22 protein-coding genes are annotated in these 26,808 nt (G+C 44.9%); 4 read left to right on the forward strand and 18 right to left on the reverse strand.

Going from position 1 to position 26,808, the window contains the following annotated elements:
- Nucleotides 1–48: 48 nt before the first annotated feature.
- The 3 genes from ileS to murJ all read right to left on the reverse strand — a co-directional run bounded on the left by ileS (nt 49) and on the right by murJ (nt 5,509).
- Nucleotides 49–2,877, reverse strand: coding sequence for an isoleucine--tRNA ligase (ileS, locus tag BSZ04_RS21100; protein WP_010446009.1), 2,829 nt, complete (start codon nt 2,875–2,877; stop codon nt 49–51).
- A 64-nt stretch (nt 2,878–2,941) separates the two neighbouring features.
- Entirely contained in the window at nt 2,942–3,877 is a 936-nt protein-coding gene (gene ribF / locus BSZ04_RS21105) for a bifunctional riboflavin kinase/FAD synthetase (protein ID WP_010446007.1), read from the reverse strand.
- Between the two features lie 69 nt (nt 3,878–3,946).
- Nucleotides 3,947–5,509: a murein biosynthesis integral membrane protein MurJ gene (gene murJ / locus BSZ04_RS21110; RefSeq protein ID WP_010446005.1), complete on the reverse strand. Its 1,563-nt coding sequence runs from the start codon at nt 5,507–5,509 to the stop codon at nt 3,947–3,949.
- A 294-nt stretch (nt 5,510–5,803) separates the two neighbouring features.
- Here murJ and rpsT point away from each other — a divergent pair, with 294 nt between their 5' ends.
- Nucleotides 5,804–6,064 carry a 30S ribosomal protein S20 gene (gene rpsT, locus BSZ04_RS21115; RefSeq protein WP_005440571.1) on the forward strand — a complete coding sequence of 87 codons (261 nt, stop codon included), beginning with the start codon at nt 5,804–5,806 and terminating at the stop codon, nt 6,062–6,064.
- A 131-nt stretch (nt 6,065–6,195) separates the two neighbouring features.
- Here rpsT and BSZ04_RS21120 read toward each other — a convergent pair whose 3' ends face one another.
- A complete protein-coding gene (locus BSZ04_RS21120; RefSeq protein WP_005447923.1) occupies nt 6,196–6,501 on the reverse strand; it encodes an ArsR/SmtB family transcription factor in 306 nt (101 codons plus the stop codon).
- Nucleotides 6,502–6,634: 133 nt separating this feature from the next.
- On the reverse strand, nt 6,635–7,525 hold the full coding sequence (gene nhaR, locus BSZ04_RS21125; RefSeq protein WP_009707695.1) for a transcriptional activator NhaR: 891 nt from the start codon (nt 7,523–7,525) through the stop codon (nt 6,635–6,637).
- A 381-nt stretch (nt 7,526–7,906) separates the two neighbouring features.
- On the opposite strand from nhaR, the gene BSZ04_RS21130 reads away from it, so the two are divergent.
- A complete protein-coding gene (locus tag BSZ04_RS21130; RefSeq protein ID WP_010445999.1) occupies nt 7,907–9,055 on the forward strand; it encodes a Na/Pi symporter in 1,149 nt (382 codons plus the stop codon).
- A 361-nt stretch (nt 9,056–9,416) separates the two neighbouring features.
- Here the strand turns inward: BSZ04_RS21130 and BSZ04_RS21135 are convergent, their stop codons facing one another.
- The 5 genes from BSZ04_RS21135 to rppH all read right to left on the reverse strand — a co-directional run bounded on the left by BSZ04_RS21135 (nt 9,417) and on the right by rppH (nt 14,760).
- Nucleotides 9,417–10,268: a thymidylate synthase gene (locus tag BSZ04_RS21135; RefSeq protein WP_071234975.1), complete on the reverse strand. Its 852-nt coding sequence runs from the start codon at nt 10,266–10,268 to the stop codon at nt 9,417–9,419.
- A gap of 9 nt (nt 10,269–10,277) precedes the next feature.
- Nucleotides 10,278–11,099, reverse strand: a complete 822-nt coding sequence (gene lgt / locus BSZ04_RS21140) for a prolipoprotein diacylglyceryl transferase (protein ID WP_010445993.1) — start codon at nt 11,097–11,099, stop codon at nt 10,278–10,280.
- An 88-nt stretch (nt 11,100–11,187) separates the two neighbouring features.
- The gene (locus tag BSZ04_RS21145) at nt 11,188–11,979 is read right to left on the reverse strand and encodes a sulfite exporter TauE/SafE family protein (RefSeq protein ID WP_010445991.1); all 792 of its coding nucleotides are present in this window, start codon (nt 11,977–11,979) and stop codon (nt 11,188–11,190) included.
- A gap of 6 nt (nt 11,980–11,985) precedes the next feature.
- On the reverse strand, nt 11,986–14,232 hold the full coding sequence (ptsP, locus tag BSZ04_RS21150) for a phosphoenolpyruvate--protein phosphotransferase (protein ID WP_038884912.1): 2,247 nt from the start codon (nt 14,230–14,232) through the stop codon (nt 11,986–11,988).
- A gap of 9 nt (nt 14,233–14,241) precedes the next feature.
- Nucleotides 14,242–14,760 (reverse strand): RNA pyrophosphohydrolase, encoded by a 519-nt coding sequence (gene rppH, locus BSZ04_RS21155; RefSeq protein WP_010445987.1) that lies wholly within the window; start codon nt 14,758–14,760, stop codon nt 14,242–14,244.
- Nucleotides 14,761–15,378: 618 nt separating this feature from the next.
- Here rppH and mutH point away from each other — a divergent pair.
- Nucleotides 15,379–16,059 (forward strand): DNA mismatch repair endonuclease MutH, encoded by a 681-nt coding sequence (mutH, locus tag BSZ04_RS21160; RefSeq protein WP_088881310.1) that lies wholly within the window; start codon nt 15,379–15,381, stop codon nt 16,057–16,059.
- A gap of 280 nt (nt 16,060–16,339) precedes the next feature.
- On the opposite strand, the gene BSZ04_RS21165 is transcribed toward mutH, so the two are convergent.
- Nucleotides 16,340–16,651, reverse strand: a complete 312-nt coding sequence (locus BSZ04_RS21165) for a DUF6482 family protein (protein ID WP_010445983.1) — start codon at nt 16,649–16,651, stop codon at nt 16,340–16,342.
- Nucleotides 16,652–16,805: 154 nt separating this feature from the next.
- Between BSZ04_RS21165 and BSZ04_RS21170 the strand changes: the two genes are divergently transcribed.
- Nucleotides 16,806–17,840 carry an NADP(H)-dependent aldo-keto reductase gene (locus BSZ04_RS21170; RefSeq protein ID WP_088881311.1) on the forward strand — a complete coding sequence of 345 codons (1,035 nt, stop codon included), beginning with the start codon at nt 16,806–16,808 and terminating at the stop codon, nt 17,838–17,840.
- A gap of 117 nt (nt 17,841–17,957) precedes the next feature.
- Here the strand turns inward: BSZ04_RS21170 and BSZ04_RS21175 are convergent, their stop codons facing one another.
- The 7 genes from BSZ04_RS21175 to xerD form a co-directional block, all read right to left on the reverse strand.
- Complete coding sequence (locus BSZ04_RS21175) at nt 17,958–18,209, reverse strand: DUF1127 domain-containing protein (protein ID WP_088881312.1); 252 nt, start codon at nt 18,207–18,209, stop codon at nt 17,958–17,960.
- A 505-nt stretch (nt 18,210–18,714) separates the two neighbouring features.
- Nucleotides 18,715–20,049 (reverse strand): cyclic-di-GMP-binding transcriptional regulator VpsR, encoded by a 1,335-nt coding sequence (gene vpsR, locus BSZ04_RS21180; RefSeq protein WP_010445977.1) that lies wholly within the window; start codon nt 20,047–20,049, stop codon nt 18,715–18,717.
- Nucleotides 20,050–20,293: 244 nt separating this feature from the next.
- Entirely contained in the window at nt 20,294–21,826 is a 1,533-nt protein-coding gene (gene lysS, locus BSZ04_RS21185; RefSeq protein WP_010445975.1) for a lysine--tRNA ligase, read from the reverse strand.
- A gap of 34 nt (nt 21,827–21,860) precedes the next feature.
- Nucleotides 21,861–22,959, reverse strand: a protein-coding gene (prfB, locus tag BSZ04_RS21190; RefSeq protein WP_100085109.1) for a peptide chain release factor 2 whose coding sequence is annotated in 2 segments (ribosomal slippage) — nt 21,861–22,883 and nt 22,885–22,959 — 1,098 coding nt in all. Because the reading frame shifts where the segments join, the coding sequence is not laid out codon by codon here.
- Nucleotides 22,960–23,132: 173 nt separating this feature from the next.
- On the reverse strand, nt 23,133–24,872 hold the full coding sequence (gene recJ, locus BSZ04_RS21195) for a single-stranded-DNA-specific exonuclease RecJ (protein ID WP_010445971.1): 1,740 nt from the start codon (nt 24,870–24,872) through the stop codon (nt 23,133–23,135).
- Nucleotides 24,873–24,918: 46 nt separating this feature from the next.
- Nucleotides 24,919–25,707: a bifunctional protein-disulfide isomerase/oxidoreductase DsbC gene (gene dsbC / locus BSZ04_RS21200; RefSeq protein ID WP_088881313.1), complete on the reverse strand. Its 789-nt coding sequence runs from the start codon at nt 25,705–25,707 to the stop codon at nt 24,919–24,921.
- Between the two features lie 61 nt (nt 25,708–25,768).
- Nucleotides 25,769–26,686, reverse strand: coding sequence for a site-specific tyrosine recombinase XerD (gene xerD, locus BSZ04_RS21205; RefSeq protein WP_088881314.1), 918 nt, complete (start codon nt 26,684–26,686; stop codon nt 25,769–25,771).
- Nucleotides 26,687–26,808: the final 122 nt, after the last annotated feature.

The following is a 26,808-nucleotide window of genomic DNA, read 5'->3' on the forward strand; positions in this document are numbered from 1 at the left end:
AAATACTGGGGCTGTTAATTTTAAAAAAAGTTCAGTCGTTGGAGACAATTACGCGAATTTACGTACTTCACCTTCGCCGTCAACGTTAGACACACAACGACCACAGATCTTCTCGTGACCTTCGATTGTGCCTACGTCTGGCGTGTGGTGCCAACAACGATCACACTTCTCGCCTTGTGCTGCTGCTACTTCAACGAACAAACCTTCGATATCCGTCGCTTGCGCTGCATCAGTCTTCTCACTTAGAGGCTTCACTGTCGCTGCTGAAGTCAATAGCACAAAGCGTAGTTCATCTTCTAGTTTGTTGATTTTCGCTGCTAGAGCGTCATCAGCAAATAGAGTCACTTCAGCTTGAAGCGCACCACCAATAGTTTTCTCTTTACGCGCATCTTCTAGAAGTTTGTTTACCGCACCACGAGCCGCTTGGATTTCAGTCCAGAACTCGTTGTTTAGCTCTTCGCCTTCAGCAAGACCAAACAGTCCATCGAACCACTCACCAGTGAATACGAACTTGTCGCGCTCACCTGGCATTTCGTTCCAGATTTCATCTGCAGTGAACGACATGATTGGTGCCATCCAACGAACTAGCGCTTCTACGATGTAGTAAAGTGCAGTCTGACAGCTACGTTGAGCGTGACCGCCCTGCTTCGCTGTGTACTGACGGTCTTTAATTACGTCTAGGTAGAATGAGCCCATCTCGATAGAACAGAACTGCATTAGACGCTGAGTTACTGCGTGGATGTTGTACTCATCGTACGCTTTGATGATCTCTTCTTGTGCTGCTAGTGCACGACCAACTGCCCAACGGTCTAGTGCCACCATTTCCTCTGCAGGAACGATGTCCGTTGCTGGGTTGAAGCCGCTTAAGTTAGCAAGGAAGAAACGCGCTGTGTTACGGATACGACGGTACGCATCTGCGCTGCGTTTTAGGATTTCATCAGAAACCGCAACTTCACCAGTGTAGTCAGTAGAAGCAACCCATAGACGAAGAATGTCAGCACCTAGCTTGTTGGTTACGTCTTTTGGTGCAACCACGTTACCGATAGATTTCGACATCTTACGACCGTGACCGTCAACCACGAAACCGTGTGTCAGCACTTGTTTGTAAGGTGCTTCGTCTTTCATCGCGATAGATGAAATTAGAGAAGACTGGAACCAACCACGGTGTTGGTCAGAACCTTCTAGGTATAGGTCTGCGCTGTTGCCGTTGTACTCTTCACGAGCATCAACTACTGAGAAGTGAGTAACACCTGAATCGAACCATACGTCTAGCGTATCTAGTACTTTTTCGTACTGGTCTGCTTCGTCGCCTAGTAGTTCTGCTGAATCAACATCCCACCATGCTTGAATGCCTTTCTCTTCAACCAACTGAGCTACCTTCTCGATAAGCTCTAATGTGTTTGGATGAAGTTCTGCTGTTTCTTTGTGAACGAACAGAGCAATTGGCACACCCCAAGTACGTTGACGAGAGATACACCACTCAGGGCGACCTTCGATCATACCTTCGATACGGCTTTGACCCCACTCAGGCATCCACTCAACACTCTTGATTGACTCTAGTGCTTTAGCACGTAGGCCAGCTTGGTCCATTGATACGAACCATTGTGGTGTTGCACGGAAGATGATTGGAGTCTTATGACGCCAACAGTGTGGGTAGCTGTGCTCGTATGCGTGGTGGTGTAGTAGTGCACCTTTTTCTTTCAGTACTTCTACTACTGCATCATTCGCTTTAAATACGTGCTGACCTGCGAATAGCTCAGTATCCGGTAGGTAAACACCGTTTGAGCCAACTGGGTTAGCCACTTCTAGGTTGTACTTGTTACCAACCGCGAAGTCTTCTTGACCATGACCAGGTGCAGTGTGAACAACACCAGTACCTGAATCAGTCGTAACGTGATCACCAAGGATCGCCGGTACTGTGAAATCGTAGAATGGATGTTGGAACTGAGAAAGCTCTAGATCCGAACCTTTCGCGAAGCCTAGGTTGTGGAAGTGCTCGATACCCGCACGATCCATTACGTCTTTCGCCAGTTCAGAAGCCACGATGATACGCTCAGCGTTGTCACCTTCTGTTTGGATAAGTACGTACTCTAGATCATCACGTAGACATACTGCGCGGTTTGCTGGCAGTGTCCATGGCGTTGTTGTCCAGATAACGATAGATACGTCACCTTGACCTTCATGACCTTCAGTCAGTTCAAACTTAGATAGCAATGCCGCTTCGTCTGCCGCTTTAAAGCGAACATCGATAGATGGCGATACTTTATCTTTGTACTCAACTTCTGCTTCAGCAAGAGCTGAGCCACAGTCTGTACACCAGTGAACTGGTTTAAAACCTTTCAGTAGGTGACCTTTGCTTGCGATCTTACCAAGTGCACGGATGATGTTCGCTTCAGTAGCGAAATCCATAGTGCGGTATGGCTTGTCCCATTCACCCATGATACCAAGACGCTTGAAGCTCTCTTTCTGACCTTCAACCTGACCTGCAGCGTACTCACGACATTTCTCGCGGAATTCAGCTGCCGTCACTTTTTGGCCTGGTTTACCTACTTTCTTTTCTACCATCAGTTCGATTGGCAGACCGTGACAGTCCCAGCCTGGAATGTATGGTGCGTCAAAACCTGAAAGTGTTTTGGATTTAATAATAATGTCTTTAAGAATCTTGTTTAGTGCGTGACCAATGTGAATGTCACCGTTCGCATAAGGAGGGCCATCGTGCAATACGAATGACTTTTTGCCTTTCTTAGCTTTACGGATTTCACCGTAAAGATCTTCTTTGTACCAACGCTCAAGCATTTCTGGCTCACGATTGGCCAGGTTGCCGCGCATTGGAAACCCTGTTTCAGGTAAATTCAGGGTATCTTTATACTCACTCATCGATTCTTAATTCCGTTATATTGGGCGAAAATTAGACATTATGTTGGACGGTGGAATAAACCGCTCAACGCTTAAGCTGACGCAGCCACACCCTTGCTGCTTCAGCATCCAATTCAATTTGTTGTTTAAGTGCTTCAAACGACTCAAACTTTTGCTCATCTCGAAGTTTGTGCAAAAGTTCCACTTCTAGCTGTCTGCCATATAAATTAGCGTGAAAGTCGAATAAGTGTACTTCTAACTGTTGGCGAACACCATTCACTGTTGGCCTTTGACCAATGTTAGCGACACCACCAACTGGCTTATCTCCTAAGCCAAGCGCTTGAACAACATAGACTCCGGAAACCGGAGATACACAGCGTTTCAACGGAATATTTGCGGTAGGGAACCCAATGGTTCGACCTAGCTTTCTTCCGTGTGAAACACGACCGCTGATGCTGTAGTTTCTTCCCAGCATCTCATGTGCGGAATGCAAATCATCACGAGCCAGTGCTTTGCGGATAGCTGTGCTACTCACTCGTAATTGCTGTAGGCAAAAGCTCTGGGTACTCACGACCTCAAAGCCATACTTTTTCCCAGCTTCTTGTAACATTGCGAAGTTGCCAGTCCGACCTTTGCCGAAGCAAAAATCATCACCAATGACCAGAAACTTAACACCCAATCGCTCCACCAACAAGTCACGTATAAACTCTTCCGCAGTTAGGTCGGCAAAATGGCGATTGAAGTTAACACACAGCAAGCGATCAATACTGAGCTTACTCAACTGAACAAACTTATCTCGCAGTCTTGTTAACCTTGCCGGTGCCTTATCTCGGGCAAACAACTCCATCGGCTGAGGTTCAAAGGTCATCACAACTGAAGATAACGAAAGTTTCTCCGCTTGTTCTGACACTTGCTGCAATACTTGTTGATGGCCTCTGTGTACGCCATCGAAATTGCCAATAGTCAGTACGCAACCGTGATGGCGCGACTTGATATTGTGAATACCTCTAATCAGTTCCATTGGATACTGCTTTCTGCCTCTGTTTTACTTTGCACTGTGTGAAACTGACGGATTATATACCAATCCACCTTATTCTGTCCCAGCTTTTAGGTCTTTTAAACGTACGCCGAGTAAAAACACTACGGCAAGGTAAACGCTGGCACCCAGTGCTATCAACATTCCCAGCACGCCACTACGGTGAGCAAAGCTCCAATTTAGCCATACCGACATGTCTTCTAACTGCCACAAAATTGCTGCAACCATGGCAGCCCCCGCAACCATCAAACGTATAATAAAGAAGACCGTTCGTTTGGTTACTTGGTACACACCCGCAATATGTAAACCGCGGTAGAGCAGCGCCATGTTCACAAAGGCAGACAAGGCCGTCGCTATCGCGAGACCGACGTAACCGTAGAAGTATGCGAAGATCGCGTTGAAGACCATGTTGGTCAGCATTGCAATGATGCCGTATTTCACCGGTGTTTTAGTGTCTTGGCGCGAGTAATATCCCGGCGCAAGCACTTTAATCAACATAAAGTTAAGTAAGCCCGATGCATACGCTAATAAAGAGAGAGAAGCTTGGTGTACGTCTTGTGGAGAGAATTCTCCACGCATGAACAACACCATCAGCATTGGCTTTGCCAACACCATCAGACCAAGCATTGCAGGAATGCCTAATAAGGTCACCATACGAATGCCCCAGTCCATCGTGTGTGCAAAGCCTTCACTGTGAGCATCTACGTGCTTACGTGATAACGCAGGTAGAATTACGGTCGCAATAGCAATACCAAAAAGACCTAATGGGAATTCCAATAAGCGATCTGAGTAGTAAAGCCAACTGATTGAACCCGTTTGTAGGAAACTGGCAATAAAGGTATCAAACAATAAGTTGATTTGGCTTACTGACACACCAAATAAAGCTGGAATCATCAGTGTGCGGATTTTCACTACACCCGGATCACGCCAGCCCCATTTGGGCTTGACCATAACTCCCGCTTTAATAAGGAAAGGAATTTGAAATAAGAACTGAACCAAACCACCAAGAAAAACACCAATGGCAAGACCAATCTCTGGTTGTGACATCTGGGGAGAAATAAACCACGCCGCCAAAATGATCATCACATTGAGGAAGACGGGAGTAAAAGAAGAAACCGCAAACTTACCTAGTGTATTGAGAATGGCTCCCGATAAGGCAACAAAAGTGATGAACCATAAATAAGGAAAGGTAATCTTGAGCATTACGCTGGCAAGTTCAAACTTCTCAGCTGACGGGCCACCATGCATCCAGTCCAAGAACCAGCCAAAACCGAATAGAGCGGTAACCACTCCAGAGCCCAGTACACCTATAATAGTGACGATCGAGACAATCACACCAAGCGTACCAGCAGCGCGAGCAATCAATTCTCGCGTTTTATCCATGTCCCCTTGTGCGTGGCTCTCCGTCAACACCGGAACAAAAGCTTGAGAAAAAGCGCCTTCAGCAAATAGGCGGCGTAAAAAGTTAGGAATTTTGTTGGCAAAAAAGAAGACGTCAGCGCTTGCACCGGCCCCCATCAGGTTTGCTACCACTACGTCACGAACTAAACCTAGAACGCGCGAAATTAATGTCATGGCACTGACGATCATGCCTGACTTGAGCAGTCGTTTACTCACTGTAACCTCGGAATATCACCAAAAGATAGCCAACCCTATTCCTTTAAGCCTTTGAAAGCTCCAAATGGGCGTAAAAAATATATCCAGTTATTGTTAGATCTAAGCGGATAATTATTAGCAATGGTCTAAAAATACTGTTAGAATCCCCGCCATCTTAACCGCGATGACCTTTGTTACCAAAATTTGTTTTGGTTTCGATTGGTTTTTGCACAAATCATTTGACATTTAGGCGCAAATGAGGGATAGTCCTCGCCCTTAAATTGTCATAGAAATAAGTTTTTGGGAGTTAGACCCTTGGCAAATAGTAAATCTGCTAAGAAGCGCGCTATCCAAGCTGAGAAACGTCGTCAGCACAATGCTAGCCGTCGCTCAATGATGCGTACTTACATGAAGAAAACTGTTGCTGCTATCGAAGCAGGCGACAAAGAAGCTGCAACTGCTGCATTCGCTGCAGTTACACCTATCCTAGACCGCATGGCGACTAAAGGCCTTGTTCATAAGAACAAAGCAGCACGTCATAAGTCTCGTTTCGCTGCACAAATCAAAGCTCTTTAATAGAAACTTGATTATACAGTGAAGAAAAAACCGGCTAACGCCGGTTTTTTTATATCTAAATTTCAGCAAAGCTCGAATTCAAGATAATAAAAAAGCTGGCAGTGCCAGCTTTTCTGATTCGTGACCTGTCATTACGCAGTTGCTTCTGCACAATAAAGGCCATGAAGTGTTTGAATTAGCGCTTTTACTTCATCGCTCTTCAATGTGTAGTATACCGTTTGCGCTTCTTTTCTTGTCGCAACTAATTCATCACGACGAAGCCAAGCTAAATGCTGAGACAGAGCAGACTGACTTAACTCTAATTTCGCACACAGTTCCCCAACCGATAGCTCTTGATTGTGTAACATGCAAAGAATTTGTAGTCGTCGCTCATTTGCCATCGCCTTGAGCAACACGACGGCTTTAGCGGAGTTTTTCTCCATTTCTTGTAGATTCATGTGTTGGACCTCTAGCTACAACTTACTTTTCCAACTTTGGCCAGTTTGTTGTTTTGTTGTGTTACAAAGATTTTATAATTTCGACTTATAATTTTATCGATAGTAATCTATTTGTTTGAGCAACGAAACGTGTTCATTCAAACATTTGGCTAAAATCTGCATCACACACATTCTTTACTGCAGGGTGTTGTATCATCCGCTCGGCAAAGATGACGTAATACTCTTCCTTTAGATCGTCAACATGCCCAATCAATTGCAAATTTCGATCATCTTCAATCTCAGACATGTACACCGTCGGTGCCAAGAAGATGACATCATCACGGTAACGAGCAAAAGCCTTCATAAGCGCAACATCATCAAACTCACCCAAAACGTCTGGCTGTAAACCTTGACGATCAAACCACTGCAATACTTTTCTTCCCATTGCCGTTCGACTCGCTGGGATGAGTAGTTTTTTCTTCTCTAGGATTTCAGGAAACTTCACATCAGCTATTTCAGACGAAGCGAAAAAGCTCATGCTACTTTCACCTAGCTTTTTGCTGTACAAACCTGGGCTTTGTGTCGAATCCACCGGACAGTCAGAAAGAATCATATCCAGCTTGTGTTGTGATAAACGCTCTAATAAAAGCTCGTGAGTCGACTCGTAGCAACGTAAATGGATGCTGTTGTCCTCAGGAACTGTGGTCATCAGCACTTTACTGACGAGGCGTTTAGAAAGGGCATCGGCAACGCCGACTTCGAACAGGATATTGGAGTGTTGGCTATAGTTAACAATATCGAGCATTTCGTAGCTCAATCCAAACATACGATCGGCATACTTGAATACTAGCTGCCCTAGCTCAGTTGGCTCAACAGTACGACCATTTCGCTTAGTCAACTTCCCCTTCATACGATCTTCAAGGGCTTTAATTTGGCCAGTCACTGTTTGTGGCGTCAAGAACAATGCATCTGCAGCCTTAGTAACTGAACCTTGCTTACATACCATCCAGAAGTAATAAAGGTGGTTATAGTTTAAATGTGACATCGACAGCCCCGCTAAAAAGATGACTTTTTTATATCAAATGTGACAACGACTAACAAGATATTCGGCAAAACTTACAATAATCAATAAAGAGTATGGTTTTTTCGAAGTTATCAGATTCATACTGTCATAAAACTTGAAGCAAAACGCACTTTTTCAATCCTGTGCACAATCATCTACAGACAATTCATACAAATCTTAACCATTAAAAATCAATAATTTACATTCATATAGCTTTTTCTTTTTGGCTAATTATCAAAAAGAATAATAAAAATCCCCAATAGAAATCGAACTGTAATATTACTGAAATATTTCATCTCTAACATCGCCCTCAGTTTCAACAACAGACCAAATAAACGAACTGAAAGGTCCACGGAGAAAATTATGATGAACCAAGCTACTTCTACAGCAGCACCAATCTCGAGCACGACTCGCTGGTTACGCTGGGCTAACTTGGCATTCATGTTGTATCTGCTTCTTCTAGCAGTATCTATGGTTGGTAGCGGCTTCAAATGGGCGACTGGCGATCAAGCTAAAGTACTCTTTGAATTTGCGTCTCACCCAGTCGCAGGTCTAATGATCGGTTTGGTGGCTACGGCACTGATCCAGTCTTCAAGTACCGTAACTTCTATTATTGTAGGCTTGGTTGCAGGTGGTCTACCTGTAGAAACCGCTATCCCTATGGTAATGGGTGCAAACATCGGTACAACCGTAACAAACACTCTTGTTTCGCTTGGCCACGTACGTTGTAAAGAAGAATTCAAACGTGCATTCGCTAGTGCAACAATCCACGATTTCTTCAACCTACTTGCTGTACTGATCTTCCTACCATTGGAAATGATGTTCGGCATCCTAGAGAAGATTTCTCACTGGTTGGTATCACCGCTACTAAACACTGGTGATATGAGCATGAAAGGCTTTGACTTCATCAAGCCAATCACTAAACCAGTAGTAAGCGCAATCAAAGAGCCACTAGCAACGTTTGGCGACACTATGGGTGGCGTAGCGCTAATCGCTCTAGGTATCGGTACTATCTTCGTAGCTATCACTGTTATGGGTAAGCTAATGAAGAGCCTAATGGTTGGTCGTGCACGTGACATCCTTAAGAACGCAATCGGTCGTGGTCCTATCCACGGTATCGTATCGGGCTCTGTAGTAACTGTTCTTGTTCAGTCTTCTTCTACGACAACAAGTCTAATGGTTCCACTAGTTGGCTCAGGTGTTCTAAAAGTACGTGACATCTACCCGTTCACTCTAGGTGCAAACATCGGTACATGTATCACGGCTCTACTAGCAGCAACAGCGGTATCTGGCGAGTTCGCAGTATTCGCACTACAAATTGCACTAGTACACCTAACGTTCAACATTCTGGCGACACTGTTCATCTTCGGTATCCCGTTCCTACGTGAGATTCCAGTGAAATGTGCAGAAGTGATTTCAGAAATGGCTATTAAGAACAAAGCGGTTGTAGCAGGTTACCTACTAGCAGTATTCATCGTGCTACCAGGCTCTATCCTTGCTCTGACAGCATAATAATAAGATTACCATCGCTTATTTTGGGCTCCACTTCGGTGGGGCCTTTTTTCGTTTTGGGGAAGCGAGAAGCGCTCTCATTTCTTAATCACGCAGTAAACTGTAGTAAAAGAGATTCCCGACGACGCTCCTTCGTCGCTTTCGGGAATGACACCGTTTGATTTCAGAGAGGTTGAACGTGATCCTCAAGAGCGAGGTACGAGCTAATTGGGGATCTTTTATTTCCTCTCACATCCCTGCACTGACGCCCTCGTCCCCCGAAGCGTAAGCGTTCCATAGGACGAAGCGTTCCCTCCTATTCCCACCCTTCGGGCATAAAAAAACCGCCCATAAAGGCGGCTTAGAAAGCTCAATATACTCGTTAAACTGAGAACGGGTACTGAATTGGATCGTGATGCTCGTAACCTTCTACCCAGAAATCATCTAGGGTTACCCATGTTTCTAAATCTTCTAGAGATTGGATTTCTGGGTTGATGTGGAAGGTCGCTGCTTTTAGTGGCTCACGCTTCAACTGAATATCACGCATTGGTGCAAGCTGATCTTCGTAGATGTGCGCATTAACAATCTTGTGGTACGCCTGACCAGGTTTCTTACCTGTAATTTGCGCCATGATAGCCAAGAACACATACACTTGAACCATATTGAAGTTCAGACCTAGCGGAACATCACAAGAGCGCTGCGTGCTGTTTAGGTACAGCGTGTCACCTAGCAGTGAGAAATGGTGGCTGTACATACATGGACGTAAACACCCCATGTGGAACTCACCAGGGTTGTAGAAGTTTAGGATTTCACCACGGTCATCAACACCGCGCGTTAAATCATCGACAATCTTACGCAGTTGGTCGATATGACCGCCATCTGGCTTCGCCCAAGAACGACCTTGAACGCCGTATACGCGTCCCATGTCGTCTTCCCCCTTGCGGAATGGGTTGTTCAACCATGCTTCATTTAGGTTTGCATTCGCATCCCACGTTTTAGTACCTAGCTTACGGAAGTCTTCTGCGTTGTCGTAGCCACGGATGTAACCAAGTAGTTCAGCAACCGCTGCTTTCCAAAAGCTCTTACGCGTTGTCACTAATGGGAATTGGTTGTTAGCAACATCGTAGGTCAAGTCTGCGTTGATCACCGTTAGGCAGCGTTTACCTGTACGTTCGTTTTCAACCCAAGTGCCTTGGTCAACGATACGCTGACACAAATCTAAATACTGTTTCACACCAATTCCTTACTTCGTTTCTGCTTGGACTTTGTCTTGGTAAAGACCACGTTTGTACGCCCAAACCATCATAAGGATACCCAGAATGATCATCGGTGAAGATAGGATTTGTCCCATCGAAACGTAACCACCAAATAGACCAAGCTGTGCATCCGGTTCGCGAACAAACTCGACTAGGAAACGGAATGTACCATACCCAGCTAAAAATAGCCCTGATACTGCACCTAAAGGACGAGGCTTTTTGATAAACCAGTTCAAGATGAAGAAAAGTACAATGCCCTCTAAGAACATCTCATAAAGCTGAGATGGGTGGCGAGGCAGTGGACCGCCATTCGGGAAGATGATTGCCCATGGCACATCCGTTACACGCCCCCAAAGTTCGCTGTTCATGAAATTACCCATGCGTCCCATACCAAGACCAAATGGTACTAGCGGCGCAACAAAATCAGCGACACCAAAGAAAGTACGGCCGTTTTTACGCGCGTACCAGAACATTGCAGTGATAACACCTAACAGACCACCATGGAACGACATGCCGCCAGTCCAGACTTTAAATAGGTACAACGGATCGGCTAAGAATAAGTCGAAGTTGTAGAAAATTACGTAGCCAACACGACCACCAATGACGACCCCAAGGAAACCCGCGAACAACAAGTCAGAAACTTGCTCACGCGTCCAACCACTACCCGGCTTATCTGCACGACGATTTGCTAGCCATAGTGCGAACATGAAGCCGACTAAGTACATCAAACCATACCAACGAACAGAAACAGGACCAATAGAGATTAAAACCGGATCAATATTGGGAAATTCAAAGTATCCCTGAGACATAAATCATTCTCTTCTTATTACTAGTAAAACAAATATACCCGAGTAACCTAAAGATGCTCGGTTCAGCGGGAATAAATTGGCAATAAACTTACAGCAACATGGTCGCTGCAACAAACATCAAGAATACGGCAAAAATCTTCTTTAAGACTGCCGTAGGAAGGTTAGTCGCCATCTTAGCGCCGACTTTCGTCGTGAGCATCGACGTCATCGCAATCGCAGCTAAAGCTGGCAGATAAACATAGCCAACACTGTAGTCAGGTAACCCTTCTACTTTGTAACCATGTAAGATGAATCCAATCATGCCTGAAATCGCAATCATGCAGCCACACACCGAAGAAGATCCAACGGCTTTGCGCATCTCAATACCATGCTTGTTTAAGAACGGCACAGACAGTGAACCACCACCAATGCCAGCAAGGCTCGATACCACACCAATTCCCGTTCCGTACACCATAGTGACCGGACTGCTCGGCATTGACTTCTCACTTTTCGTCTTAATTGAGCGAAACATCTGAACTGCCAGACACAACACGATCACACCAAATACTTTTGGCAGATAGTGTGTCGGAATCCACTCGGCAATATTGGCTCCAACAAAGCCGCCGACAACCACACCGGGCATCAGCCATTTGACGACGAACATATCAACGTTGCCCAACTTAAGATGGTTAAGTGCAGAGGAGCCCGATGTGACAATGATGCTTGCCAATGACGTTGCTAACGCCACATGCATGCTCATTTCAGGAGAAATTCCAGCAAGAGGAAGAAGATAAAGTAGCGCAGGCACAACAATTAGCCCACCTCCGATACCAAGAAGCCCCGCCATCACACCAACAAAAGCGCCCAACGCGAGCAATATTATAAATAAAGAGATGGTCACTGTTACCTACTTCTTACCTGCACGAATAAAGCCTGCAAAGCCTTGTTGAATAAAGAAATCATGCATCATTTGATGAATTTCTTGCCCATACGAGCATGACATGGCTTTCTCGACGAGTTTTTCTAATTCTTTTTGTTGGCTATGGCGAATCAAATATTTCACCTTCGCTACGTTCGAGGTGTTCATACTCAAACTGTTATAGCCCAAGCCCAACAGGAGCAGTGCGCCAAATGGGTCACCAGCTAACTCACCACAAATGCAAACCGGCACTTGATATTGGTGGCAAACATCATGAATTTGTTTCAACGCTAACAACACCGCTGGATGCATGGATTCATAGACATCTGCAACACGAGAATTGTTCCGGTCCACCGCCAACAAATATTGTGTTAAATCGTTAGTACCAACCGAAACGAAGTCGACGCGGTGCGCAATTGCCGGCAGCAAGTACACCATAGAAGGCACTTCTATCATCACCCCAACCTTCGGAGCTTGAATGCGATCATCAAGTAACACCACCTCACTGTAGGCTTGATTAATCAAGGTAATCGCATCATCGAACTCTTTGATACCAGATATCATTGGCAACAAAATGCTTAAATTACCACTATCAGCACTGGCTCTGAGCATCGCCCGTAGTTGGATCAGAAAAATATCAGGGTGATCTAAAGTAAAGCGAATGCCACGCCAACCTAAAAACGGATTATCTTCATCAATCGGCAGGTACGGTAATGGCTTATCACCACCGATATCCAATGTACGCATTACGACGCGTTGATTTGGGTAGCTATTGAGAATCGCTTGGTACTGATGATACTGCTCATCTTCTGAAGGAAAGTGATGCTGAAGTAAAAAAGCGATTTCGGTTCGATATAAACCAACGCCATCAACACCGGAGTTAATGGCAATATTGCTATCTGCACTTAAACCCGCATTGAGCATCACTTCAATATGATAATCATCTTGGGTAATTGCCGGAAGTGAGAGATCTTTGTTCACCATAGCGAACAATTCAGATTCTTCACTGACTAAACTACGATACTCGCGTAACAACTGTCGATTAGGTTCAAGGTAAATCTCCCCTGAATACCCATCAACAATCCCTTGCTTACCGTTTACCTCTTGGGGATTAACATTTGCTCCCATAATGGCTGGCACGCCCAGTGCGCGAGATAGAATCGCAGCATGAGAGTTTGCCGCGCCCTCAAGAGAAACCACAGCAAGTAAATGCTGCTTTGGTATTGATGCAAGTAACGTCGCCGTTAGCTCATTGGCAACCAAAATCACTGGGCGGTCGATTGAGGCATGTTCTTGTTCACTGTTATGCAGGAAGTACAGCAAGCGCTGCCCTAACTCACGAATGTCTTGTGCGCGCTCACGCAGGTAAACATCTGACATACGAGCAAAACGATTTGAGTAAGTTTCTACCACTTGGCGTAACGCCCAGTCAGCTCGGTCACCTTTCTCGATCTGCTTCTTCAGATCACCACGTAGCATTGGGTCGTTGAGTAAGTGTGTAAAAAGGTCGAAAATCGCCAAAGCATCTTTGTTGATTTCACTGTCGAACTTCTTCCGCATACGACGAAAATCGCTGAGCGCCCTTTCCACTGCAACCGCAAGTAACTCATGTTCACGTTCTTTATCTAAAGCAGAGGCAGGAAAAACATCGCTTAAATTGGGCTGAGTATCATCAAACCAGAACTCACCTATCGCAACCCCCGTTGAGGCAGGTAAGCCTTTCATCACTGTGGGTGTTGAGGCTAATTGCCAATGACCAAGGCTTTGAGCATGTGCGATCAACACAGCAAGCTGCGCTGACAAAGTGACCAGAAAAGATTCTTCCATCTCACTAAACAAACGTGGCTCTTTTTGCTGAATCACCAACACGCCAAGTACTTGTTTGCGATGAATAATCGGAGTACCAAGGAAGGAGTGGTATACCTGCTCGCCTAATTGGGGGAAGAATTTGAAGTCAGGGTGAGTGGAGGCTTCGGCTAAATTTAGCGGTTCAGCGCTGCGCTTAACTAAGCCAACTAAACCTTCATTGAAGTTGATATGGATGCTATCACCTTCAAAAATAAGGCCTTGAGTTGCCATCAACTCAAGGCGCTGCATTTCTTGGTTAGCAAGATAGATAGTACAACACTCAGTGCATAGGGCTGCACAAGTCTCTTTTACCAGAATGTCGAGTGCAAGATGGAGATCATCGACTCTGGAGACTTTTTCAACTATTTCCCTTAGCTGACTGAGCATAATAATCCTCTATCTACGTTGCTTTTTTCTTTTCCCTTTCGTCTTTCGCTCTCGAAAAGGCATGGCTAAAGATGCAAACTCTTTCATTGCTCGGCGGTATACGTCTCGCTTGAAAGAAACAACTTGCCTAACTGGATACCAATAACTTACCCAGCGCCAACCATCAAATTCAGGGGATTTTCCACGCTGCATATTGATGTGCGACTCATCGCAATCCAATCGCAGCAGAAACCATTTCTGTTTTTGGCCGATACAAACAGGCTTGGAGTCCCATCGCACCAATCGCTTTGGTAGTTTATATCTTAACCAATGACGACTTGTTGCAATGATCTTAACGTCTTTTTTCGTCAGACCGACTTCTTCATATAACTCCCTGAACATAGCTTGTTCAGGTGTTTCACCTTCGTCAATCCCACCTTGTGGAAATTGCCATGAGTGTTGCCCGTATCGTTTAGCCCAGAATACCTGACCATGGTTATTACAGATCACAATACCAACGTTCAGTCGGTAACCATCGCCATCTATCACCGGCTAACCTCTATGAATAATTTTTTATTACCGTGATTTTTCCACATATCCCCATTACTAGCAAACTTACTGATGTGATATGAGCAAGATTTATTACCTTTGAACCATTTTTGGATATCTTTTGAGCAATCATTACTTTATCAACACAGGATTGAGACATAGCCCACATTTATTCACCTTTTCTGTGAATAACTTTGTGAAGAAAACAAGATCAATAAAGTTTTTTGCTCAAAACCATCACAAACAAGATTATTCACAAAAGAGAAAGGCAATCATAAGATATTGACTTTTAAGGTAAATAAATGAAATTAGCTTAATTAACGATCTAACTTTTATTGATGATCTTTTCACCAAACTCAGATCGGTCAAAGATCGCTCAATTGGCAATTTATCCACATTAGACAGGTAGGACTTCATGATATCTCAATAAAATCAAGTCACACTCATCGCTTAAACCCCTGTTTATTCATCCAGCCCAAGCAAAGATCCTATTGGTCACTTCCTAATCTGTGGATAAGTTATGAATTGATCATTCTTAATCCAGCTCGATGAAATCTTCGACAGAGGATTTTATTTAAATTTGTTAGACTAGGCGTTTTCCAATACCACTTTGTCATTATGAAACCAGAACCACAATCCGAAGCTGAACTGATGGAACGTGCGCAAGAGATTGCGGGATTAAGCTTTGCTGAACTCGCAGAAGAAGCTGGTATGACCGTTCCTGAAAACTTGAAACGCGATAAAGGTTGGGTCGGTCAATTACTAGAATGGCATTTGGGTGCACCCGCAGGTAGTAAGCCGCAACAAGATTTCGCCAAACTAGGAATCGAGTTAAAGAGCATACCGATCAGCTACTCTGGCAAACCATTAGAAACGACCTTTGTCTCTGTCGCACCATTGACTGGTGTGCAAGGTTTAACATGGGAAACGAGTCACGTGCGCAACAAGCTCTCCCGCGTGCTTTGGGTTCCGGTTGAGGGCGAGCGCGAGATTCCGTTGGCTGAGCGCCGCGTTGGGAGCCCGTTGATTTGGTCACCGGATGAAGAAGAAGAGTTGACCCTGAAAAACGATTGGGAAGAGTTAATGGATTTGATCGTACTGGGCAAGTTTGATCAAATTTCCGCCAGACACGGCGAAGCGCTTCATCTACGTCCTAAAGCCGCAAATGCCAAAGCACTTACTGAAGCATACAGTTCAAACGGCAAGCCGATAAAAACCCTGCCTCGTGGCTTCTATCTCAGAACACAGTTTACTGAGCAGATCCTACTGAAGCATTATATTAACCTTCAATCAGAGTGACTAGGGTCTATTGATCTTTTGCGGTTAAATTTTGCTCGAGATAGAATCGTTTTAGGCGCGGCAAGAAGTATGTGGCTTAGTCATTCTAAGTAAATGCTTCTTAACAAAGCATAAAACGATTCTAGCCGGGGGCGCCTAGCCGAACCCTTCGGGCAGCCTTTGTGGTTCATTTCTACAGCGTTATCGGCTTCTCATGTAGACTAGCTACACTTCAAAGCCTCTGCCTTGTAGAAATTTCCCACAAAATGCTGCAAAAATCAGCTCAAAAGATCAACAGACCCTAATGCGTTACCAGTGACAATTCAATATCACAGTATGAGGCTGCGCCATCGCTACCACATTCATCGTACGCGTTGTGCAGTCTCAAGTACGCTTTATCAATCCCTAACCTAAGCAGTTCCTCTTTTACCAAGTCTAACGATCCAAAATGAATCGGATCTTCACCGTCTTTGATCGGCTCCAGTTGGTGTTTGTACTCCACTGCTAATAGATAGTCAGAGACATCAGAACAACCTATCACAAAGACCTTCGGTGTTTTATAAGAGTCCTTGTGGTGGCCATGCAACCACATGTCGAGTTGATGCTTCTGCATAATGCACCTCCTTCACAAGATCCTTTAAGTCTAGTTAGCGTATTGATAAGTTTCGAGTTAACTATAAAGCGAAAACTAAATCATTTGCGACCACGACTAAAAATCCCCTATATTGGAATGACTTATTCAGTCGGTAACTCTTCAAGGATGTGAAATGCAATATACGAAACTACCGCACTCATCACTCGAGATCAGTAAGATCTGCCTTGGCACTATGACGTTTGGTGAGCAAAATACCGAACAAGAAGCGTTTCAGCAGCTCGACTTTGCCCTCGATCATGGGGTGAACTTTATCGATACAGCAGAGATGTATCCCGTTCCACCAAAGGCAGAGACACAAGGGCTCACTGAGCAATACATTGGTAATTGGTTAGCGAAAAGTGGCAAGCGAGAGAAAGTGGTATTGGCAACGAAGGTCGCAGGCCCACGTAGCCTCCCGTACATTCGTGAGAACATGAGCCTTAACCGCCGCCATATTCATACCGCTATCGATGACAGCTTAAAGCGCCTGCAAACCGATTATGTCGACCTGTACCAATTGCACTGGCCGCAGCGCCAAACCAACTGCTTTGGTCAACTCAACTACCCCTACCCAGATAAGCAAGAAGAAGTCACGCTGATCGAAACCCTTGAAGCGCTGACCGAACTAGTTAAAGCAGGTAAGGTACGTTACATCGGTGTATCGAATGAAACCCCATGGGGTGTGATGTCACTGCTGCGTTTAGCAGAAAAACACGATCTGCCGAGGATAGTTTCAATCCAAAACCCATATAACTTATTGAACCGTAGCTTTGAAGTTGGCTTGTCTGAAATCAGTCATTACGAAGGCGTTCAGCTACTTGCATACTCACCACTGGCGTTTGGCTGCTTGAGCGGTAAATACCTAAACGGAGCGAAACCTGAAGGCGCACGTTGCACGATTTGGGAGCGCTTTGCTCGCTACTTCACCCCGCAAGGCATAAAAGCCACCGAAGCATACGTCAACCTAGCTCGTGACCACGGTTTAGATCCCTCACAAATGGCACTGGCGTTTGTTAACCAGCGTCCGTTTGTTGGCTCAAACATCATTGGCGCAACTAACCTAGAGCAGCTTAAATCAAACATCGACAGTATCGATGTTCATTTAAGTGAAGAGTTACTCAATGACATCCAAACGATTGGCACTACTTACTCGAACCCGTGCCCATAGCGTTTCATTTCCCAATAGACCAAAAACAAAAGAGGCTAACCACATGGTCAGCCTCTTTTGTTTGTATTAAGCCCAAATTGAATCAAATGTACTAAAGAGTTCAATCTGGGCTTTAAATTACGTCGGTATTCGCGATGTTAAGACACGACGAAGGTGACGAACTTGGCGCTCAACTTTGACTGCATCAGGAATGCAAGTTTGAGTTGAACGACCTTCTTTATCTAAACCAATATCCCTGAGCAAGTGTTCGTTGGTCCAAGGGATATTGTGAGAGCTACGACGAACCATACTATGCCATTGCTTTTCTTCACGTTTTAAATCCGCTTTTAGCAACACAGTAGCGAGTTTTAGATAGATAGAGTGACGCATAATTTTTCTCCAAATTGCGATAAATGATCGACTGGGAAAAATAGTGCATTCTTTAACAGAAGGATTCTGTTGATACTAAGCCGCTACTTTTCCGCAGCCTAGTGAAAATAGATAGGTTACGGATTAATTGTATCTAATGAGCCAGTGGTATCCTTTATGATCGCGTCAAAGGTAGAGCGAGCAGCAGGCATACGATCAGCGCAAGTAGTAATGTTAACAACGTAATGTTTCATCTTGCGCCTCCTAGCTAAAAATTAATCCGTGATTGATGTGGTATAACTCTTTGAGTTACGGCTAAATTGTAAGCAACACTGGATATTAATCAAACAATTTTTGTCTTTTCCATTAAAAACAAATCAATAGCCTAAAATTAGGTTGCATATGGTTTTATACATGACATATTCATCTGAGGAATATATAAAACCTCGAATTTTATAAATAATTAAATTCAAAGCACAAAAAAGGAGCGACAATACGCTCCTCTTTTCCTTTGACACCTAGTAACTTAAACCACCTGCTCTGATATCAAATTATGTTTGTTTAGCAATCGGTACATAGTTGCTCGAGATACTCCTAGCTCTTTCGCCGCGTTCGATACTTGCCCTGAATGAGATTCGAGAACCACTAATAACGCATCACGCTCACTCTTTTCGCGAATTGACTTTAAGCTTCTCTTTGCATCATTTCGTTGAGGCAAGTCGAGGTGATGTTCTTCGATAATGACACTGTCCGACATTAACACCGCACGCTTAATCTGGTTCATTAGTTCTCGAACATTACCTGGCCAAAAGTAACGCGTCAGAGATTTAAGTGCATCTTCAGAAAAGCCCTTCGCTTGAGAGTTATACTCTTTAGAAAACTCTTGCAGATAATAACGAGCCAGTAGGCCTATATCGCTAGCACGCTCTTTAAGGCTCGGTACATTGATACGTAGCACATTAATGTAATGGTATAGTTCTTCATTAAAATCACCATCAATCAACGCCTTTTCCACATCTGATGAGTTAGCGGCAAGAACTCGAACATTCACTGTTTTTAAGCCATCTCGGGTCTCAATTGTGCCTTCTTGCAAAAATCGCAACAGGTTCATTTGCTGCTCTTTTGAGATAGTTAAAATGTCGTTGAACAAAACAGTACCGCCATCAGCCTGCTCCATAATACTTGGCTCAGTCACATCTTCATCGCTAGCCCCAAAGACTTCCGCTTGAAAACGCTGTTCATTCAACGCACGGCAATTTACTGACAAAAATGGTTTGTGTGCTCGAGAAGAGACTTTATGGATAGCACGCGCTACCGCTTCTTTACCAGTACCGCTTTCACCATAGATAAGGATACTCACATCCGTTGGACCAATACGTTTCACTTGATCACGTAGACGCTTCATAGGGATTGATTCACCCACCAGCCCCATATCTAAGCTGTTACCAAAGCTTGGCCACACTTTCTTCTCTAGCTTGAGCATACCAAGCTGGTGACCAATGGTACTTAGTAACTGCGCATCTGGAATTGGCGCAGTAAAAAAGTCGATACAAAAGTTCACAATGAACTGGCAAATGGTATCGGTACCGAGTTGTGACTCACGAATGAAGGCTAACCAACGAACATGTTTGTGAGAACTCACTAAGTTTGCTAAGCCGTTGAGGCTAAACTCATCGTGACTTAAATCTACAATACCTATGCAGGGGCCAATGTCCTCAAGGAGCGTATTCGCCTTACGCAGGTCACCCACTTGGTGACACTTCCATCCGACTTGTTCTAATACTGATAACCAAGGTTCGTAAGTACCGCCAACTACTACCAGCGACCCCGGAATGGAATCCATCTTAAACTGCCCAGCCATTCTTTAACCCTTAAATTCTGTTAATAGAAAATTCGCTCCACAAACCAAACTTTGCGAACTGGTAACATTATCGAGACTATCACCCGATTAGTCTATCTCAATATTAAGACTATGCAACAGATTGCGATTTGGCGAATAATTTCTCTATTAAATTACTCGTCATCAAATTCAAATGGTTGAATAACGTCAAATTTCGAACATAAAAAAACCACCCGAAGGTGGTTTTTTTGATCATCCTGCCAAATTACGCTTGTGGGCGCATTGCTGGGAATAGGATTACGTCACGGATTGTGTGCGTGTTAGTCAGCAGCATAACTAGGCGGTCGATACCGATACCTTGACCTGCTGTTGGTGGTAGGCCGTGCTCTAGTGCAGTAATGTAGTCTGCATCGTAGAACATTGCTTCATCATCACCAGACTCTTTCGCTTCAACCTGTGCTTTGAAACGCGCATCTTGGTCTTCTGCATCGTTAAGCTCAGAGAAGCCGTTTGCTACTTCGCGACCACCAATGAAGAACTCAAAGCGGTCTGTGAAGAATGGGTTGTCATCGCTACGGCGAGCCAGAGGAGAGATATCTGCTGGGTAACCAGTGATGAACGTAGGCTGCATTAGCTTAGGTTCTGCAGTTTCACCGAAGATTTCTTCAAGAAGCTGACCACATGTCCAGAAAGATTCTACTTCAACGTGAACAGATTTCGCGATAGAAACCATTAGGTCACGGTTTTGAATGTCTTCTTCTGTTAGCGCTTGGATTTGCGCATGGTCTGGGTTGTAGTGCTTGATTGCTTCGAACATGCTCATACGAGTGTAAGTGCCACCAAACTCAACCGTGTCATCACCGTAAGGCATTGACGTTGAACCTAGAACTTCTAGAGCTACTGAGCTTAGTAGTTCTTCAGTTAGGTCCATCAGATCTTTGTAGTCCGCGTACGCCATGTAGAATTCCATCATTGTGAATTCTGGGTTGTGACGTGGAGAAAGACCTTCGTTACGGAAGTTACGGTTGATTTCGAATACGCGATCAAAACCGCCAACTACTAGACGTTTCAGGTATAGCTCAGGTGCGATACGCAGGTACATTGGCATGTCTAGTGCGTTGTGGTGTGTGATGAATGGACGCGCACTCGCACCACCAGGGATAACGTGCATCATTGGCGTTTCAACTTCCATGAACTGCTTAGAGATCATGAAGTTACGGATTGCAGACATCACTTTAGAACGTACTACGAACGCTTGACGAGACTCTTCGTTAACGATTAGGTCAACGTAACGTTGACGGTAACGCATCTCTTGGTCAGTTAGGCCGTGGAACTTCTCTGGTAGTGGACGCAGTGCTTTAGTTAGCAACTCGTACTCTTCCATGTTCACGTATAGATCGCCTTTACCAGACTTATGTAGTGCGCCTTTAACACCGATGATGTCACCGATATCTAGACCTTGGTACTGGTCTTTAAGTACTTTTTGTACCGCTTTATCAGCATAAGCTTGGATACGGCCAGAAGTTTCTTGAATTACTAAGAATGGACCACGCTTAGCCATGATACGGCCAGCGATTGCAACTACGTGGTTAAGCTCTTCTAGCTCTTCCTTCGACTTTTCACCGAACTCTTTTTGAAGGTCGCCCGCTAGTGCGTCACGACGGAAGTCGTTTGGGTGGCCATTTGCTTTGCAGCTCTTTCGGATTGCATCCAGTTTAGCGCGGCGCTCAGCAATTAGCTTATTCTCTTCTTGTGTAGAGGCTTCTTGTACAGTTTCGTTTTGAACAGCATCAGTCATTTTCGATGTATCCTGTTTTTGTCGGTGAAAAGCTTTATAGGCCTGATTTCAGGCTAGCTTCAATAAATTTGTCCAGATCGCCATCAAGAACCGCTTGAGTATTACGGTTTTCAACGCCCGTACGGAGGTCTTTAATACGTGAGTCATCCAATACGTAAGAACGGATCTGGCTACCCCAGCCAATGTCAGACTTAGCGTCTTCATTAGCTTGTTTTTCCGCGTTTTGCTTCTGCAATTCAAGCTCAAATAGCTTTGCTCGAAGCTGTTTCATTGCCTGATCTTTGTTCTTGTGTTGAGAACGGTCATTCTGACACTGAACCACAGTGTTCGTTGGCACGTGCGTAATACGGACCGCAGATTCTGTGGTGTTTACGTGCTGACCACCTGCGCCTGATGCACGGTAAACGTCAATGCGTAGGTCAGATGGGTTAATGTCGATAGCAATATTTTCATCAATCTCTGGGTAGATAAACGCAGAAGCAAATGATGTATGACGACGGCCGCCTGAATCGAATGGCGATTTACGTACTAAGCGGTGAACACCAGTTTCAGTACGTAGCCAACCGTAAGCGTACTCACCAGAGATTCTTACAGTCGCGCCCTTAAGACCAGCAACCTCACCTTCAGATACTTCAATTACCTCAGCTTTAAAGCCTTTTGCTTCAGCCCAGCGTAGGTACATGCGTAGCATCATGTTGGTCCAGTCTTGTGCCTCAGTACCACCTGAGCCTGCTTGCAAGTCAATGTAGCAATCAGAGCTATCGTGGTCGCCAGAGAACATACGACGGAATTCCAGCTGTTCTAGCTTTTCTTCAAGTTCTGCAAGTTCTGGTTCGATTTCATCAAACGTTTCTTGATCTTCTTCTTCAACAGCAAGTTCTAGAAGGCCTTCAACGTCTTCTACACCTTGCTCTAGTTGATCAATAGTTTCAACAACCGCTTCAAGAGATGAACGTTCTTTGCCTAATGCTTGCGCACGTTCTGGCTCGTTCCATACATCCGGTTGTTCTAGTTCTGCGTTGACTTCTTCTAGACGCTCTTTCTTAGCGTCATAGTCAAAGATACCCCCTCAGGACATTCGTGCGCTCAGACACGTCCTGAAGACGGTTTTTAATTGGATTGATTTCAAACATGTTTGCTCAACATTTTAGAATAGAATTTAACCGAGAAATTCTACTCAAAAATGTGACGGAGATACAGGAAAATTTCGGTTGGGAAATCAGATTGCAATTAGAGAGAGCACGGTCATAAAATTTTGATGCCACTTAAAGGCGACCGTACTCTATAGTAGGCGAAAAACGAGGATTTACTTGGCTTCGATATAATCAACCATCAACTGAAGTGATTGATTACCTCTAAATTCATTCACATCCAACTTATACGCAAGGCGTACTGTTTTTACTGATGCATCCGGCCAACGACGTAAATCAATATTGAAGGCAATACCGTCGATCATTACGTTGGTTGGGTGGCCTTTATAAAGCGGTTCTAACATCAACTTAAGATGTTTCTCACCCACCAGTTTCTGGTGCAGAACTTTGAACTCACCATCAAAGATAGGTTCAGGAAACGCTTGACCAAACGGACCACCTGCACGAAGTTGCTCAGCGACATGCATCGAAAATTCTTCCGGTTTCAACTCACCATCAGATAGGATCACACCTTTCAACGCCGCTTCATCCAACTCTTTTTTAACCACTTCATCAAACAAACGGCTAAAACGCTCAAAGTCTTGCTCTTTGATGGTTAAGCCCGCCGCCATCGCGTGACCACCAAATTTGATGATCAAGCCAGGGTTTTGCGTATCGATAAAGTCCAACGCGTCACGCATGTGCAGCCCAGGAATTGAACGGCAAGAGCCTTTGATAGTTCCTTCCCCTCCATCCGCGAACGCAATAACGGGACGGTGGTACTTCTCTTTTATTCGCGAAGCAAGAATACCTATCACACCTTGGTGCCAGTCTCTTTGAAACAAGGCTAAGCCATAAGGGAGTTCGGTGTTTTCACCAAACTGAAGACGCTCACAAAAAGCCATCGCTTCTTGCTTCATGCCTTCTTCTATTTCTTTACGGGTTTGGTTGAGGCCATCCAACTCACTCGCCATGCGGCGTGCAGCATGGATGTTGTTACACATCAGCAGTTCAACACCAAATGACATATCATCCAAACGACCTGCAGCGTTAATACGTGGACCCAGTGCAAAACCAAAATCCGACGCAACTAAACGACGCGCATCGCGTTTCGCGACTTCAATCAAGGCTTGAATGCCCGGGCGTGCTTTACCTGCACGAATACGCTGTAAGCCTTGATGCACAAGAATGCGGTTGTTTTCATCTAGTGGCACGACGTCTGCCACAGTACCAAGGGCAACCAAGTCGATCAGCTCCATCAACTTAGGCTCTTGCATGCCTTGCTGCGCAAACCAATTCTGTTTGCGCATGTATACACACAGCGCCATCATCAGATAGAAAGCCACCCCCACCCCTGCCAACGCTTTCGATGGGAAAGCACAGCTGTCTAGGTTTGGGTTCACCATGGCATCGACGTCTGGGAGTACTTGCCCCGGTAAGTGGTGGTCAGTCACCAGCACGGTAATGCCATTTTCTTTTGCGTAACGAACACCTTCAATCGACGACACGCCATTATCAACTGTCATGATCATTTCAGCACCAAGCTCTAACGCTTGATCCACCACTTCCGGACTCAATCCATAACCATCTTCAAAGCGGTTTGGCACCAAGTAATCGACGTTATTGCTGCCAAGCATACGTAGTGCAAGTACCGACAACGCTGAGCTGGTCGCGCCATCGGCATCAAAATCACCAACAACGATAATCCGCTTTTGCTCATTGATCGCTTGGAAAAGCAGTTCAACCGCTTTATCTATACCGCCAAGCTGTTGGTAAGAATGCAAACCACGTGCAGAGGTTTCTAACTGTGCGATATCCGTGATACCACGGTTGAGATAGATACGCTTAAGAATAGAAGGAATGGAATCGGGAAGAAGAGAAAGGTCCGGTTCGGGACGTCGTTGAATTTCTATCATGTTTGAAAAGAGCCAGCGTTGCATGCTGGCTCTGCTCCTTAAAGGATTATTGTTGCTCTAGACGTTTTAGTAATTCTGCCGGTGGAAGGTAACCACCAACTAGCTCACCGTTTGGCAGGAAGATAGCAGGAGTACCGGAAATACCAAGTTCACGGCCTAGGTTGTAATGTGCCTGGATGGTTTCTTTACACTGTTTAAGATCTTTAACTGGATTGTCAAAAGTGCGTTCTACTTTTGCATTGTGCATAGCCGTTTGAGGATCTTCTGCACACCAGATAGTCGCCATCTGTTCAGCAACAGGACCTGTTGCGCCTTGGCGAGGATACGCCATGTAACGAACAGTAATGCCTAAGTCGTTGTAACCTTGCATCTGGCTGTGTAGACGCACACAGTAGCCACAAGTGATGTCAGTAAATACCGTCACCACATACTTCTCATTGTCTGCTTTGTATTCGATCACGCTATCAGAGAACTTTGCAATTTTCTCGGCATTTAACGGCGCTTGACGCTCAGCAATCACGTCTTTGTAGCCACCATTGTTATCGATGGCATAAAGTGTACCAGCAATAAAATGGCTACCGTCGTTAGATGCGAACAGCACACCACCATTCGTTTGAATTTCTAATAATCCAGCAACATCCGATGGCTGGATATCAAGAATAGACACACCCAGTTTAGAGAACTTGGCTTTTAGTGCAGCCTCATCAAAGTTCTGTTTTGCCGCTGGAGCGACTTGTTGTGCAGGAGTTTCCGTTTTTTCCTGACTTTCTTCAGCACCACAAGCGGTAACAAAAAACGGTAAAGTCAGCAGAGTTAGTCGGCGTAATACGCTCATTAAATTCACCTTAAAATAAAATCGTTTCATCCAACGAGACAATAGATAAAACAAACCATCATTATGCTCTTGGGTGGTGTTGACTATGGATTTGCTTCAATCGCTCAGTCGCCACGTGAGTATAAATTTGCGTGGTCGATAAGTCACTATGCCCCAACAGCATCTGTACGACCCTGAGATCTGCGCCATAGTTCAATAAATGCGTTGCAAAAGCATGGCGCAATACGTGTGGCGACAGTTGGTCGGTATCAATACCCGCTATTACAGCGTAGTACTTAATACGGTGCCAAAAGGTCTGACGGGTCATTTGTCTGGCTCGTTTACTAGGAAAAACCACATCAGAGGTAGTCTCCCCCAATAGAGCAGACCGGCCTTGTTGAATAAAAGTTTCAATCCAATCGACTGCATTCTCACCCATAGGTACAAGGCGTTCTTTACCACCTTTACCAGTGACACGTACTACCCCTTGGCGCAAGCTGATGTTTTCCATCGTCAAACTAACCAGCTCTGTTACACGTAGTCCTGTCGCGTATAGAAGCTCAAGCATGGCTTTATCACGCAGCTCAACCGGGTCATTAGGATCCGGCGCTTCAAGCAGTGCGTCAACTTGCTCTTCACTGATATCTTTCGGCAGACGTTGCGGTAGCTTCGGACTCACTAACAAAGCACTCGGGTCATCGCCACGTACTTTCTCACGATGAATGTATTGGAATAAACGACGAATCGCCGACAGCATGCGCGCACGGGATGTCTGTTTGTAGTCCAAATCGACAAGGTAGCTTTGGTACTCTTGCAAGCCAGACAAGCTGATGAAATCGAGACGGTAGCTGTGTTGCCCCATCCACGTGAGCAATTTCATTAAATCATTTCGGTAGGAAGCTAACGTGTTCTCTGATAAGCCACGCTCCATCCACATTGCATCTAAGAATTGTTCAACCAGACCAAAATCTTGTTGATTGACAGGCTGTTGTGCCGTCATGAACGCTTCCTTATCTGTTTATATTTACAGTATTGAGAGTAAGGCAACTGCCCAGCCAATACCATAAAAAATTCACTCCGCTTGGGATATTCGCTGCAATCTTCCCCGATTTATGGTTAGAA

Source organism: Vibrio rotiferianus, assembly GCF_002214395.1.
In the GTDB taxonomy this organism is placed as follows: domain Bacteria; phylum Pseudomonadota; class Gammaproteobacteria; order Enterobacterales; family Vibrionaceae; genus Vibrio; species Vibrio rotiferianus.